Below are 14,610 nucleotides of genomic sequence, written 5' to 3'. Positions count from 1 at the left end.
AGTATTCATGGTATCCAAATTAAGCTCTTCTGAAATTATACATTTTTTGCTGATCCTGATCGCCATTTTGATCCCGGCCAGGGTATTGGGTGAGGTGTGCCGCAGGTATAAGCTGCCTGCTATCATCGGTGAAATTTTTGCGGGAATTATTATCGGGCCAACTTTGCTGGGGGCCTTCTTTCCTGGGTTATTCAAAAACCTATTCTTGGCTGCACCTCAGGCTTATGGTGCTTTTGATGGTATCGCCAATATCGGTATCATCCTGCTCATGTTCATCGCCGGTTTTGAAGTGGACTTGAAGCAGATCAGGCAGAACGGGAAACAGGCTTTGGCCATCAGTTTAACCGGGATCATTTTTCCATTTGCTATTGGTTCTATTTCGGTATGGTTCCTGTACAACAGTCATTTCGCCAATTCCGCCAGTAACCAGCTAACTACATCGCTGTTCTTCGGCACGGCCTTATCCATTACCGCGTTATCAGTGATCGCCAAAATACTGCTTGATCTCGACCTGCTGAAAACCAAAATAGGGAACATCGTATTGACCGCAGCGATGGTCGACGACTTTTTAGGATGGATCTTATTTTCGATCATCATCAAAATGATGAACGCCGGTAAAGAAAACACCTCGTTCTGGTCGATCATTGTCGTTGTGTTGTTCGCAGCATTTATGCTGACGGGCGGCCGCTGGATCATCCATCGCCTATTGGAGTTTGCCGGTAAAAGCCAAAAGATTGGCCATGTATTTACAGTAGCGGTGTGTCTGTGTTTTATCGGCGCAGTGATCACAGAGTATTTAGGTGTACGCGGTATTTTCGGGGCATTTTTGGTCGGCATCGCCATCGGCGATTCGGAATACTTTACGGCAAAGCATAAGGATATTTTGCACCAGTTCACCATCAATGTCCTGGCACCCTTATTTTTTGCTTCCGTAGGTTTACGGCTTGATTTTATCGCCAACTTCAACCTGGAGGTTGTGGTGATCATCTTGGTGATCTCGTGTTTGGCCAAGCTCATCGGGGCTGGTATTGGCGGCGTAGCGAGCGGCATGTCCAAAAACGAATCGATCGCCGTGGCATTTGGCATGAACGCCCGCGGATCACAGGAGATCGTTCTGGGACTGATCGCCCTGCAAGCAAAGATCATCACCGAACCCGTATTTGAAGGGCTGGTGGTCATGACCGTGGTAACTATGGTTATATCCGGGCCTATCATGAAATATTACTTCTTAAAAGAGCAAAAAGAATCCGGCGCAAAAATAGCTTATTTGAAACCCGTCGAAGTGTAAAACAAATCCTATCAACTCATGAAAAAAAGAATCTTATTCCTGCTTTTAAATTGCCTGGCCGTCGGCGCGTTGGCCCAAACGGTTGCTACAAAAACCGGTGATGACCGGGGCTATATCGTTAAAGTAGGCGATGTTGCGCCGGATAACTTCTCGTTAAAGTTGGCTGATGGCAAAACAACCTCGCTGAAAGAACTGCGTGGTAAGGTAGTGGTGTTGCAATTCACCGCAAGCTGGTGCAGCGTGTGCCGTACCGAAATGCCGTACTTGCAAAAAGATGTATGGGAAGCCAACCAAAACAAAGACTTTGTACTGATCGGCGTAGATAGGGATGAACCTTTGGAAAAGGTTCAAAAGTTCCACCAGGATATGAAGATCACCTACCCGCTGGCGCTTGATCCGGGGGCCGATATTTTTGGTTTGTTCGCAGATAAAAAAAGCGGCGTGACCAGGAACGTGGTGATTGGTCGTGATGGCCGTATCGTTTTCCTTACGCGACTGTACAGCCCGGCAGAATTTGCTGCGATGGTGAAAGTAATTGATGGCTTGTTAGCTAAAACCAGTGCATCTGCCAACTAATTAACTATGTTATAGCTTCCGAAAGGCCTTTTCGCCAATATTTTGTGGATTGGTAAAGAGGATTAATAGGCGAGCTATTCATAGTATTGATATTGGCTTATACAAATTAAAGCCTATTCACATATGGGCTTGAGTACGGAATTATTTATAATAGCTCCTTATATTTGCATCATATGAGTTTACCATTGCGGATTACATTTGAAAACAGTGATTATACTTATACGGTATTAACTAAAGGGATCAGCCGGGAAATGGCTTAGATCAAGATCGGCTTTCAGGGCGAGGAATATACCACGAGGCTTAACCAGCACCGAGAATGGTATGTAGTTGAGCATACGATTGGCGATGAACCGGGTCCGCTGCACGTCATCGCGAAAAACGTGGCGCTGCGGTATCGGCTTTGAATTAAACAGGTGTCATGTTAAGTAATATAATGAATATTTCGATGGGTAACAATAACAGAAAGGAATGCAGTGCTGTAAAACGCTGCATTCCTCGCCAAATTAGTGCCTGCCCCGAAAAACTATCCGGATATAGGATAGCGCTCGAAGCAGGACTTTATTCTTTAAATAGCAACTAAATAGCCGTCAATTACCTTACGGGTTTCCACTTTGCATTTAGCGGCATCCCATCTTTCCTTGGTCGATCGATCTGCCAAATCAAATAACCTTTCGTATAAAAGTTTACCATCTGTTTTACCTTTAAGTTTTACTTGTGCGTGTTGTGCGTAAACCTCGTCCCATACTTGTCTAACAGATGTCCAGTAGGGTTGCTGGGTTTTCCACCAGGTTTTGGCGTAATTAAATTTGCTTTCATCGGCCTTGATAAACTCCTCGTAGCCTTTTTCTCTGGCTAATAATTTATCTCCTGAGGCAGAGCGGATGATCTTTTGGTTATCCTGCTCAAACATCCATCCCGTAGGGGTTATGTAAATGCGGTTACCACGGCGCAATACATTATAGTCGTTGCGCTTGGTAAACTCACGGCGTGGCAGCGGCGAATCACATTCGCTGTGCCATTCATGCCTGCCGTCTACATGCACCCAGGTGCCAATGCTTTCATAGCGCGGACTGTCGTCTACCTGAAATACCTTTTGAACCCACCGACCTTTCGTTTCGTTGGTTTTTAAAGCGGTTGTTTTCCAGGTATTATCCTTGTCAAAGGTTACGATCTTGTTTTCCTCGTACACCCAGTCTTCGCGCCAGTGTTTGATCACCGAAGAATCACCTGTAACCAGGATATGCTGAATGACTATTTTTTTTGGAGATTCCTCTTCTACCACCGCCCACTCATAACCTGAGGCATGATATTGCGGATGGTTTTTGTAAGCTGTATCGGGCGCGAAGGTTTCGCCATAGTCAAAGGTTACTTTATAAAAGCCGCCCAATGAGCGGATAGCGGCGCGGTCCTGGTCGAGTTTTGATTGCGCGTAGAGGCTGCCTGTCGCCAGTGTGAGTAGGGTTAAAATTAAATGGAGCTTCCTTTTCATGATGATTATGTTGTTCTTGTTTTGTTTGGCCAATCTTGTTTATTGCAGGCTGGTTGTACCGTCACCTTGATAGGCAAAACGGAAGGTATAATAGCTTGAAGCGGGGCGTGTAGCCAGGTTAGCAAAATCGGCAGTGGTCGTATTCGGGTTGCCTTTGTAATAGCTAATCATTTCTACTTTCGCATAGTTGCCCGCGCTGGTTTTAACCACAAATATCTTTCCCGGAACGGTTAATAGGGCATGCTGTGGTTCGGTAGTAGCAGTATAAGTATACCAGCCCGAAATGGCAGGTACACCGCTTGCATCCGCCTTATAACCTGTAGTTGGGGCAATTGTTAAAGTTTCAAAAGTGCTGCTCACCACCTGTGCTTGTGATGTTCCGATGCCCGATGTGCCGCTGTTAATAAAAACGCTGGTCGCTTTAAACTTAATGTCCCATTTGGTGGTCGCTGTATCAGCCCCTGTAACCTGCGTACCGGTTGATAGGCTGTAATATACGGACCCTTTTGATCCATCCAGATCGGTAACCGTTTTCGTAGTTAGTTTGCTTACTGCGGGCGTTGCATCATCAGTTTTTTTACTGCACGATGAGGCCACCAAAATAATTGCGCTGCCTAATGCTAAAGATAGCGTTGTGATTTTTTTCATGGATTTTGCTTTTTTATGTGATTTTTAATTTGTTGTTACTTTTTACTGAAATTGTAGGCTATACCCGCATAAATGAGCCTTCCCGGAAGGTTGAGGATTACCTGGGTATCTTTGTAGTTGAGCAGATTTTGCGCGGTAAGCTGTAGTCGGATAGCTTCTTTAAACATAGGTTTGGATAGCGAAGCGTTAACCAATACATAACCTTTGGTGTATTCATCATCACGGTTAACAATCCCGTTACCATCGCTATCCTTGTAGCCATAGCGACCACGGTAGATGGCTCTTATAGCGGCATTGATACCTGTTTTTTGATCCAGATAGTTTACACGCACATTATAAGTGTATTTTGAACGGCCCAGCAAACCGCCGTAATCGCTACTTTTGATTAATTTGGTGAGGTTGGTTGCGGCATCTTTGGTAAATACCTTTCCGGCCGCTATCTGGTTTAGCACGTCCTGATCATAAGCTTCGAGGTATTGAAACCCGCCTGCTAATTGTAAAGGCTTAAATACCTGGTAACTCAGGTCGGTTTCAATGCCTTGCGTGTAAACTTTGTTTAAATTGAAATAGGAGTAAACCGATTGCCCGTTGGTTTTGATGGCGATAGAAGCCGTTTCTATGAGATTGGTTATGTTATTGCGGAAAAGGTTGGCTGTACAGTAAATTTTGGTAGTTGGCCTATACCTGTATCCCAAATTGAAAGCGGTTGAGCTTTCGGCATTTAGTCGCTGTAAAGAAGCGGGATCGATTAATACCGACTGGATCTGACCTTGTTGCTGTAAACGCTGTATCCCCGCGGCGGCTTCTTCGTAACCAAAAACGCTGTATCCTACTTCGGCATTGGTAAAGTTTAAATAAAGCTGCCTGAAATCGGGCGCTTTGTATCCTTTACCAACCGAGGCCAGTAAGGTAAGTTTGTTATTAACCGCATAGCTTGCAGCCAGTTTAGGGCTGAACTGTGATTTATAGACGCTATGCAGATCATAGCGCCCACCGGCAATGATATCCAATCGTTTGATGGGTAACCAATCTGCCTGAACATATCCATAGCCCGATGTAAAAGATTGCAATTGCGTGTACCGTGTAGCTTCTACCGTTTCATACTGCGCACCAGCCCCTGCTGTAAGTTTCAAGTTATCTTTTACCGTGTAATCATTCTGTAACTCGGCGCGGTTAAAAGCCTGGTTAAAGTAGGTTTGGTCGTATACCGATCTGTCATCCTCATACCGTACATCCGAATTGGTTTTATAAGTTGAACGGTATAGTTGCAGGGTTGAAAACAATTGGTCGCTAAAATGATGGGTTATCACCGGGGCGAAATTAAAATCGCGTTCGGTACCCGTTCCCCCTGCGTAACGGCCGCTTACCAGGTACCGGCTGTCCTGATCGTTCGTATAATACCTTACCGATAATTTAATGGTGGTGAGGTGATCTATTTTGTAAGACGATTTAACATTCAAGGTATATCCTGCAAAGGGCGACACCGTAGGCAAACCCGATGATGAGTTTAGGGTATAACCGCCACTGCTGTAACGGTTGGCAAAACCAGATATGGAAAATTTGTCGTTTTGATAAGCCGAATTTAAGCTTACATCAGCCGTTTTATTAGTTCCGTAACGTATGGAGGTTCCTCCCGATACACCCTTTTCAGGATCGGCCGTAATGATATTCACCACACCAGCCATGGCTTCGCTACCGTAAAGTGATGAGGTTGGACCTTTCACGATCTCTATCCGCTCGATGTTATTGGTCGTGATCCTGGATAGTTCGAGTATGCCTGTATTACGGCCGATGATAGGCAGGCCATCTATCAGTATCATGGTATAAGCCGGATCAAAGCCTTGTATCTGTATGCCTTGCCCATGCGGATCGTCCAAAATGGTCATGCCGGTTTGTTCGGATAAAACCTCGTTCAATCGTACCAGGCCTTTTTTCCTGATCTCTTCAGCAGTGATCCGCGTGATGGGTATAGGTACCTGTTGTAAGCTTTTGGCGGTTCTTGTCCCTGTGACTACTACTTCTTTTAGTTGTTTGGTATTCGTCGTATCCTTTTTTAATGGGTCATGCCTTTGCGCAAAAACCATTTGGATGGTAAGTGGCATAGCTAAAACGTAAAGGATATATTTTATTTGCATTTATTTAGACTAATTAAAAATAATGATGCAAATTTGAACGATTTATAATGAGCATGATAACGCATGCGGGATTTTAATACACGCGATACGGATTAATAATGATCAGAATTACCTCGGCTTTATGGGATGAATATGTATATGATCTGGATGCGCCTTCAAAAAGAGAGAACCTCATCAATTACGCTGGAAGTTGGGGTAGTGTAAGGATAGTCACCATATACACAGCTGACATCAGCGTATTTGTTTTCGATCTTAACTGTAAAGATGATTGCCCCGTAATATTAGAGATCAACACCTTATGCCTGATGATGATCTTTACGCTATCGGGAACATATAGGCTAAATGCCGGTAAAAATGTTTTATTTACAGCATCAAAACACCATAGCCTTTTTTCGTCGGGCTATCTCCGCTCGTCGGCTATACTTCAAGGTGATCTAAAACTTTTTGCTATTTGTTTCACCAAAAACAGTTTGCAAAAAACCATACCAACTGCGTTAGTTCATTTCAACCCCAATGAAGGCATCTTTACTGAATGGCCTGCTTTATTGCGGTCCATCAGACCTACCACACCGCAAATGAGTATGATTATTCAGGCTATCATGGTTAATATTGATAAAAATAAAAGAGGTAATCAACATATTTATTTTGAAGCGAAGGCATTGGAATTACTTTTTCTGGAATTGGAACAGATAGATGCTTTTGCCGGTAGATCGACCAATTCATATTTAAAAGAGGATGACCTGGAGCGCATCCATCAGGCCAAAATAATAGTTGAACAAAATCTGCTGAACCCTTGCTCATTAATAGAACTGGCCCATAAAGTCGGGCTTAACGATTTTAAACTAAAAAAGGGTTTCAGGGAAGTTTTAGGAACAACGGTTTTCGGCTATTTGTATGATCTGCGAATGGAAAAAGCCAAATTTCTTTTGAAAAGCGGAAATTCTGTAAGGGAAGTAGCCTACGAAGTGGGCTATAAAAATGCCCATCATTTCACAACTGCATTTAAGAAGAAGTTTGGACACCTACCCAGCAAGGTTAATAAGCTTTAATGCCTCGTTTTGGGTATCTACCCTTTTTGACACTTGATGCCGGTACCCTGTTAATTCGTGGAGACGCCAGCCGCCTATCAAGTTTTTTATACATACGACGCTCCGAATTGAAGAAATAAAAAACTTCCTGGTCAAACGGCGAAGTCATTAAAACAAGTGGACATTAACTATGGTGAGGAATAAACCCTGATGCCTAACCAACACAGAAGGATATCATGAATAAATATCAGGTTCACCTTTAAAATAGAATTGCTGACAGGCATATAGTTTTGCTTTTCTGATTGACTTTTATATCAGCCAATAGAGGAAGATCATGTTTTTTTTATTGTCATTTGATTCGCATTTTTCGGAAGTGGTAATGTACAGTATAAGTTCATGATTTGTAGATGGCCGGTATTTATTGTAATAATGTACTACATCTGTATTTCATCTGATTTTCATTTATAGGGTATACCTTAGTTAAACTGATCGGCTCAACGGGAGAAAAGGAGCTTTCGTCGATACCCGTTGGTTTCTATAGCCGTTACAGCTTAACTTAACCTTATCACGTTGATCATAGTAAATGCCATGCGCTTTTGTACCGGCCTGAAAACTAATTTTTCTATTAAAATTTGTGCCGGATGCCTTTTAGGCTTTTTTTTGGGTACGTTAAAAGTGCAGGCACAATTGTGCAGCGGTGCATTAGGTGACCCGATCGTCAATATTGATTTTGGATCGGGGACCGGGCGCGGTGCGGCACTGGGTTCTGCCATCACAGCCTATACATACCGGGCTTCGGGAGATCTTGGTGAAGGGGAGTATACAATTGCCAACACCACAGCGGGTTTAAAAGGCACCGCCTGGAAAACAACTACTGACCATACCGGAAATGCCAACGGTTTTATGATGGTCATCAACAGCGCAACATTAGCAACGGAAGGTGTGTTTTATAAAAAGACCGTGGATGGCCTTTGCCCTAATACAACCTATGAGTTTTCCGCCTGGTTGTTCAATGTCATGGCGGTCGTTTCGCCGAACCCCAACGTAACTTTCAAGATCAAAAGAACAGACGGCACCCTGATCAAAACTTACGATAGCGGTGATCTACCCATTACCGGTAAATGGGTGCAATCCGGCTTTTATTTCACTACCGGGTCAGAATCCAGTGTGGTTATCAGTATTTCGAATAATGCCCCAAGCGCCGTGCCGGGCAACGACCTGGCTTTAGACGACATTACCTTTCGGGCATGTGGCCCCATCGTAACCAGCGGTATTAATTCCGGTAATCAAACTACAGCGACGATATGCGCGGGCACAGCAGCAACTATTGAATTAGATGCTTCGGTAACCTCGGGGCTAAGCACACCGCAATATCAATGGCAGGTAAATGCCAATGGTGCAGGCTGGACAGATATTAGTGGTGCAACACAAACCAGTACCACGGTGCAATTTGCAAATGCGGTAGCGGGAAGCTACCTATATCGCTTGCAAGTTGGTGAGGCAGCCAACTTTGGATCGACGAGTTGCCGGGTAGCCTCGCCAACATTAACCGTTACTGTTAGCGTGGCAGTGCAGGCAACGGCTGCCAGCAACGGGCCTTTGTGTATAGGTGAAACGCTAAACCTAACATCAAGTGGGGGCGGCACATATAGCTGGATTGGTCCCAATAATTTCAGTTCAAAACAACAAAATCCGGTGGTAACTACGGTAAGCGATAAGAATGCGGGCACTTATACCGTAACCGTTACATCAGATGCAGGCTGTACGGCAACGGCCCAAACCACAGTAGCCATAGGTAGCCGCCCTGTGGTATCGGTTAGCCCTGCGGTTACCCTTTGCCAGGGGATGAGCACCACTTTAACAGCTTCAGGTGGCGTAAGTTATAAATGGACACCTGCTACCGGATTATCCAACGCCAATATCGCTTCACCGGTAGCCTCACCAACTCAAACCACCACCTACAAAGTAACCGTGTCTGACGCAACGAGTGCCTGCCCGGCCATCGACAGTATAACAGTGACAGTAATGAATGTACCAGTTGTGAGCGCAGGGAACGACAAAGGTGTTGTAAAAGGAAATTCGGTGCAATTAAAAGGAAGTATTACAGGCAATGGTTATACTTACGTATGGACACCGTCTACCGGTCTAAATGATGCCACCAAACTGAGCCCGGTAGCTAAGCCAACACAGACGACAACCTATATGCTTACGGCGACATCTACCGAGGGCTGCGGTGTAGGCACTGATGTAGTAACCGTTACTGTGTTTGAAAAGCTATCCATTCCCAATACGTTCAGTCCCAATGGTGATGGCGTAAACGACGTCTGGAATATTTCGGGTTTGGATTCCTATCCCGGTGCAACGCTTTCTATCTTCAATCGCAATGGTGCAAGGCTTTATTATAGCGTAGGTTACCCAAAAGCATGGAACGGTACTTACAATGGAAGTCCTTTACCCGTGGGCACCTATTATTATCTGATCGACCCCAGGAATAACTTCTCATTGCTGAGCGGCTGGGTATGCATTGTGCGGTAAACAAACAGAAAGATTCTGGAAGATCAATTGATCGAAAAGTGTATCAAGTGGTTAAATCAGCGGCATCAATAAAAAGTCATTTCTATATTGTCGTTAGGATTATTGCGGTCAGTAAAACCATAGTCTATTAATATAGTCAACGTATTGTATACCTGGCCGCTCAAAAAAATCAAAGAATGGATATAAAATACTAACAAACAGTTAATTACAATAAATCTTTAAAAGTTAACGCATCACCAATATTTAGTATTTATAAAACAATGTCGTTTAGTTAAGCAATTTAAAAATGCGCCATCGGTGCAAAAGGTCGGTAGTTAAGTAATAATTGCACATTGCATGCCGTAGCTATGCCACCTAAACAGGTGTTGTACCTACGGCACAAATTTTTATTTAATTCGTTTTGCTACCGACCTTTTGCCCCGATGGGGCCCCGACTCTTAACTAAACGATCGTGATTTATAAAATATCAATCAAGATTACATCTTCGCCACAAACCCACCACTCGGGCGTAGCTTGATGGTCAATACATCCTTATTACTTACAACCTGTTCTTTCCGGTCAACGCTGGTATTGGTTTCTCCATCATAAACTAAGCTGGCTTTGGTTGGTTTGGTTAAAAAGTTAAGCGGTATTTTTACTTCCTGTTCGGTGGCGCCGTTCATTACGCCAATCCACCAGGTATTGCCTTTGCGGCGGGCAAAAGCGGCTATATCGCCCAGGCTGGTGCAGCTTAACACGCGGGTTTCGTCCCAGGTGGTAGGTATCTGCTGGAACAGATCGAAAAGGGGGCTATCCAAATAAAACTGGTACTGATCGGCAAAATGGGTTATCGGCGACAGGTACACAATAGTTTGTGCAAACTCATGCGGCCAGGTAAATTTGGTGCTGGTTAATTCCTTAGGATTTAATATTACCGACGTAAAATCTGCCGGACCAGTCAATAAACGAGTAAACGGCACAGTTACATCATGCTGTGGCGGCATAACGCGGCTGTAGCGGGTCATGTGGTACTCGTTGCCTCGTATCGCTTCGCGAGTAATATCATTAGGGAAAGTGCGCCGCAAGCCGGTAGGTTTTACGCTGCCATGAAAGTTAAGTAGTAAATGCAGGTCGGCACATTCCTTTTGGGTTTCAGCATACCATTGCATAATTTCGGCAGTGGCATCGGGTATAAAATCTATTTTAATACCATCAGCCCCCAAAGCCTTAACTTTTTGAAGATAAGCCCGGCGCTCGGGCGCTTTCCTAAACTCCTTTGAATCAACCCAAACAATTGATTTTACACCTACTGTTTTGCCATAATCTATCACTTCTTTTAACAGTTGCCATTGGTCCTTACCGTCCTGTTTCCAGTTGCGCCAACCATCATCAACCAGGTAATACTCCCATTTTAATTTAGCGGCTGCATCATACCATTTTTTCTGATCGTCAAGCTTTGGCTCGCCAACGCTCCACCATTGCCATAAACTACGGCCCGGTTTAACCCATGAAAAATCTGAACCCTTTGCAGGCGGCGGACATAGGTTGGTTATCAGATCTGAATTTACCAATTGGTTCAATGAGCCAGCTACCAAAGTAGTGCGCCATGGCGAAACTGGTTTGCCTTTATAAGTGCCTTTTAAAACAGCAGTAGCAGGTTTTATTTCCCAGCCTTTTTTAGCGAAAGGATAATTTACGCTCAGCACATTGCCGGTACGCATAAATGCCATATCCGGAAAATTCTCGCAATCAGCTTCTGATATTGATACGTAGTAACCATTGGTTTGGAAAGTAATTGGCCCCATAATGGTTTTTCCTTCGGTAACTTTATCAAGAGGGGTTACATAATTTAGCCCCTCATAGCTTTGCGAGTAATCGGCCCAGGCAATTTTAGCAATGTTATCTGGTAAGGTCCAGGCAGTATGCTCGCTATCAATACGTTTTGCGTTAGCCGGAAGGGTATAACGTATAGCCACACCATCATCATAAACCCTAACTATCAGGCTGAATTTTTTACCCCACGCAGTTACAGGTATCTCGGCCTCATTAGCACGGTTATGTGCTACTGTGTGGTTACCAATAATAGCATAATCTTCATTAATCTTGCTTAAAACTGCGGCGCCTGTTATACGCGCATTATCGCCCAGGTTGGTACTATCAACCACCAAACCTAATGCTGATGATTTAATGATAGTAGTATTACCCAACTTAACCGAGTAAGCCAATTTTTTGTCGGCAGTATTTACAGTTAGCATTAACCGTTTGTTGGGGCTGCTAAATACAACTGATTGCTTTTGACAATAGGAGTATTTAGCAGAAGTTAACAGTAAAAGGAACGCGAAAAAATTTAGATATTTCATCAATTATTTATTTGAAAATTTTAAGATCCTACTATATTATATTTCATTCCTTTTTTGGTTGCAAAACTGGTTACATAACCATATTTTGTTTTAACCGTTTTAGCATTTATTCCAGTAATTGAAATAGGAGCTGTTGTTCTTAACCGGCATAAACCACCTGACCCGGAGTAAATAGAAGCAGTAACTATTTTTTTTCTTTTCCAGTTCATTGATACTTCAAAATCTCCTCGTCCCCTTAATCCGGATACTTGCCCTTCGCTCCATTCATCAGGGATTGCAGGTAGTAGGTTTAATTCGTTTGATTGGGTTTGAAGCAACATTTCGCACATGCCCGATAGGGCACCAAAGTTTCCATCAATTTGAAACGGAGGATGTGCATCAAACAGGTTAGCATAAGAGCCGCCACCATTGCTAAAATTAGTTCCACTTGTGCCAGTTAATTTTAAAATATCATGAATCATTTTGTAAGCATGATTACCATCCAGCAACCTTGCCCAAAAGTTAATTTTCCAAGCTAAACTCCACCCGGTACCAGCATCTCCTCTTAACTCTAAACTTTTTTTAGCCGCAGTAGCTAATTCAGGAGTTTCAATAGGCGATATTTCGTGCCCTGGGAACACCGTAAAAAGATGTGATACATGACGATGATGTGGGTCCTCATCCTCCCAATCTTTATACCACTCCTGTAAATTCCCTTTCTTTCCAATATGTAATGGGTATAGTTTTTTTCTGTATAAAATTATAGAATCCCTGAAACTTTTATCCGTTTCCAACTCATTAGAAGCGTCAATAACGCCGGTAAATAAATCCCAAATAATAGCCATGTCCATTGTTGTAGCAATAGAAACGCTATTTTTTTCCCCTTTGTCATCTATAAAAACATTTTCAGGAGATACGGATGGGGCGGTTACTAAATGGCCATTATAAGGAACTAACCAGTCCATACAAAACTGAGCGGCGCTTTTCATTATCGGATAAGCTGTTTTCGCGAGGTACCTTTTATCTTTTGTAAACTGATAGTGCCACCAAAGATGTTGCGATAACCATGGTGAACCCATAGACCAGTTTGCCCAGGTTGGCGTTCCGCCGCCGAGGTCGCCCACGGGATTTGAAATAGCCCAAATATCGCTGTTATGATGAACCGCCCATCCTCGGGTATGATAAAAATTAGTTGCGGTTTCCTTACCGGTTACCGAAGCGTTCTTTATATAATCAATAAATGGAAGGTGCATTTCTGATAAATTAGCTACCTCTGCTGGCCAGTAATTCATTTGCACGTTTATATTAGTAGTGTAGTTAGAACTCCAGGGCGGTCTCATTTCTTTATTCCAAATGCCTTGTAAATTTGCAGGAACTCCTCCGGGACGAGAACTCGAAATCAATAAATATCTGCTATATTGAAAATATAATGTCTCTAACTCAGGGTCCGGGGAAGTAACACTATATGCTGCCAAACGTTCTTCAGTAGGCAACTTTGCATTCGTATTAACTGCAGGTGTTTTCAAACTGAAGTTTACCCGGTTAAAGTAATGGTGGTAATCAATATAATGCCTCGATAAAATTTTTGACCAGTCTTTCAATAAAGCCTTTTCTAAATATCCCGAAGCCAATTTAATTTCGTCTTTTCCTTGAGTAACCGGGCTTTTGTCAAATCCATTGAAACTTGTAGCTGCCGAAAGATATACTGTTACTTCTGTTGCATTTTTTACACTAATTCCGCTTGTATCGCTGCTAATTGTTCCGCCATTATTTACTGCTTTAAGCAATAATTCAAACCGCATTCCACGCCTGCCGGTACTGTCGTCCCAAGTAATTGGAGTTTTGGTGCGAATGTAATTTGGCTGAATATGAGCTGGTGCTTTTCCTTTTATCGCAATTTCGCTGTTTGAAATTACTTCATTTTGGTGTTTTAGTAAGCAGGCCGTACTTAATTTGAAATTCAACTGACCAGGCTTACTAGCTGTAAAATGAATCACCATCACTTGGTCAGGAGCGGAGCTAATCATCTGTCTGGTATACTCAGTGCCAGCAACCGTAAATCTGGTGGTAGCAATAGCGTTTTTTATATCGAGGTCTCGATAATAGTTTGATGATGACGTATCTTTAAAATCCTGACTTATTTTAAGGTCGCCTAATGGCAAATAAGATTCTGTGTAGTAACCCTGCATTTTTTTTGCGTACTCAGAAGCCTTCGCATAATCCTCGTTTTTAAACAAAGCTTCTCTTGCTAATAATAAATTTGCATAAGCATTCGGGTTTACGTTTTTTAATACTGGTCCGCCTGTCCATAGTGTACTTTCATTTAACTGTATAAGCTCCTGTTTAACACCACCAAAAATCATTGCACCTAAACGCCCATTTCCAACGGGTAATGCTTCGGTCCACACTTTGGCAGGTTTTTTATACCAAAGCTTAAGTTTGTTTTGGCCAAAACCGAAAAATGGCATCAATATAAACAGGAACGTAAATAATCTTTTTAAAACTATTGTATTTAAAATATATCTCATGTTTTATTATTAACAATAATTAATTATTAAATTGATGGTCCTACTATAGTTTTTAAGGTCATATA

The 14,610-nt window shown here is 42.9% G+C and carries 10 protein-coding genes; 5 read left to right on the top strand and 5 right to left on the bottom strand.

The features are described 5' to 3' along the window. The first annotated feature begins 7 nt into the window (after positions 1 to 7). The 3 genes from BDD43_RS26250 (at position 8) to BDD43_RS30280 (ending at position 2,444) form a co-directional block, all read left to right on the top strand. Positions 8 to 1,288, top strand: a complete 1,281-nt coding sequence (locus tag BDD43_RS26250) for a cation:proton antiporter (RefSeq protein ID WP_121201200.1) — start codon at positions 8 to 10, stop codon at positions 1,286 to 1,288. An 18-nt stretch (positions 1,289 to 1,306) separates the two neighbouring features. After that, complete coding sequence (locus tag BDD43_RS26245; protein WP_121201199.1) at positions 1,307 to 1,864, top strand: TlpA family protein disulfide reductase; 558 nt, start codon at positions 1,307 to 1,309, stop codon at positions 1,862 to 1,864. 418 nt (positions 1,865 to 2,282) lie between these two features. Continuing rightward, positions 2,283 to 2,444, top strand: a complete 162-nt coding sequence (locus BDD43_RS30280; protein ID WP_162847174.1) for a hypothetical protein — start codon at positions 2,283 to 2,285, stop codon at positions 2,442 to 2,444. On the opposite strand, the gene BDD43_RS26240 is transcribed toward BDD43_RS30280, so the two are convergent. The 3 genes from BDD43_RS26240 to BDD43_RS26230 are packed head-to-tail and all read right to left on the bottom strand — an operon-like array spanning position 2,430 to position 6,136. Beyond that, the gene (locus BDD43_RS26240) at positions 2,430 to 3,353 is read right to left on the bottom strand and encodes a DUF6607 family protein (RefSeq protein ID WP_121201198.1); all 924 of its coding nucleotides are present in this window, start codon (positions 3,351 to 3,353) and stop codon (positions 2,430 to 2,432) included. The genes BDD43_RS30280 and BDD43_RS26240 overlap by 15 nt on opposite strands. A 39-nt stretch (positions 3,354 to 3,392) precedes the next feature. Beyond that, positions 3,393 to 4,001, bottom strand: coding sequence for an HmuY family protein (locus tag BDD43_RS26235; protein ID WP_121201197.1), 609 nt, complete (start codon positions 3,999 to 4,001; stop codon positions 3,393 to 3,395). Positions 4,002 to 4,036: 35 nt separating this feature from the next. After that, positions 4,037 to 6,136: a TonB-dependent receptor plug domain-containing protein gene (locus tag BDD43_RS26230; protein ID WP_121201196.1), complete on the bottom strand. Its 2,100-nt coding sequence runs from the start codon at positions 6,134 to 6,136 to the stop codon at positions 4,037 to 4,039. A gap of 98 nt (positions 6,137 to 6,234) precedes the next feature. On the opposite strand from BDD43_RS26230, the gene BDD43_RS26225 reads away from it, so the two are divergent. Both BDD43_RS26225 and BDD43_RS26220 read left to right on the top strand, forming a co-directional pair. Next, positions 6,235 to 7,185 (top strand): helix-turn-helix transcriptional regulator, encoded by a 951-nt coding sequence (locus BDD43_RS26225; protein ID WP_121201195.1) that lies wholly within the window; start codon positions 6,235 to 6,237, stop codon positions 7,183 to 7,185. A gap of 549 nt (positions 7,186 to 7,734) precedes the next feature. Further along, positions 7,735 to 9,699: a T9SS type B sorting domain-containing protein gene (locus tag BDD43_RS26220; protein ID WP_147425746.1), complete on the top strand. Its 1,965-nt coding sequence runs from the start codon at positions 7,735 to 7,737 to the stop codon at positions 9,697 to 9,699. 476 nt (positions 9,700 to 10,175) lie between these two features. Here BDD43_RS26220 and BDD43_RS26215 read toward each other — a convergent pair whose 3' ends face one another. Both BDD43_RS26215 and BDD43_RS26210 read right to left on the bottom strand, forming a co-directional pair. Next, complete coding sequence (locus BDD43_RS26215) at positions 10,176 to 12,038, bottom strand: glycoside hydrolase family 97 protein (protein WP_121201193.1); 1,863 nt, start codon at positions 12,036 to 12,038, stop codon at positions 10,176 to 10,178. Between the two features lie 20 nt (positions 12,039 to 12,058). Then, positions 12,059 to 14,545 carry a glycoside hydrolase family 95 protein gene (locus BDD43_RS26210; RefSeq protein WP_211339735.1) on the bottom strand — a complete coding sequence of 829 codons (2,487 nt, stop codon included), beginning with the start codon at positions 14,543 to 14,545 and terminating at the stop codon, positions 12,059 to 12,061. Positions 14,546 to 14,610: the final 65 nt, after the last annotated feature.

Origin of the sequence: Mucilaginibacter gracilis (assembly GCF_003633615.1) — a bacterium.
Taxonomy (GTDB): domain Bacteria; phylum Bacteroidota; class Bacteroidia; order Sphingobacteriales; family Sphingobacteriaceae; genus Mucilaginibacter; species Mucilaginibacter gracilis.
This window is presented reverse-complemented; position numbering and strand designations above follow the sequence as displayed.

Excerpts from the sequence above, each read along its gene's own strand:
- BDD43_RS26250 (WP_121201200.1), top strand. The coding sequence starts at position 8 with ATGGTATCCAAATTAAGCTCTTCTGAAATTATACATTTTTTGCTGATC.
- BDD43_RS26245 (WP_121201199.1), top strand. The coding sequence starts at position 1,307 with ATGAAAAAAAGAATCTTATTCCTGCTTTTAAATTGCCTGGCCGTCGGC.
- BDD43_RS30280 (WP_162847174.1), top strand. The coding sequence starts at position 2,283 with ATGTTAAGTAATATAATGAATATTTCGATGGGTAACAATAACAGAAAG.
- BDD43_RS26240 (WP_121201198.1), bottom strand. The coding sequence starts at position 3,353 with ATGAAAAGGAAGCTCCATTTAATTTTAACCCTACTCACACTGGCGACA.
- BDD43_RS26235 (WP_121201197.1), bottom strand. The coding sequence starts at position 4,001 with ATGAAAAAAATCACAACGCTATCTTTAGCATTAGGCAGCGCAATTATT.
- BDD43_RS26230 (WP_121201196.1), bottom strand. The coding sequence starts at position 6,136 with ATGCAAATAAAATATATCCTTTACGTTTTAGCTATGCCACTTACCATC.
- BDD43_RS26225 (WP_121201195.1), top strand. The coding sequence starts at position 6,235 with ATGATCAGAATTACCTCGGCTTTATGGGATGAATATGTATATGATCTG.
- BDD43_RS26215 (WP_121201193.1), bottom strand. The coding sequence starts at position 12,038 with ATGAAATATCTAAATTTTTTCGCGTTCCTTTTACTGTTAACTTCTGCT.
- BDD43_RS26210 (WP_211339735.1), bottom strand. The coding sequence starts at position 14,545 with ATGAGATATATTTTAAATACAATAGTTTTAAAAAGATTATTTACGTTC.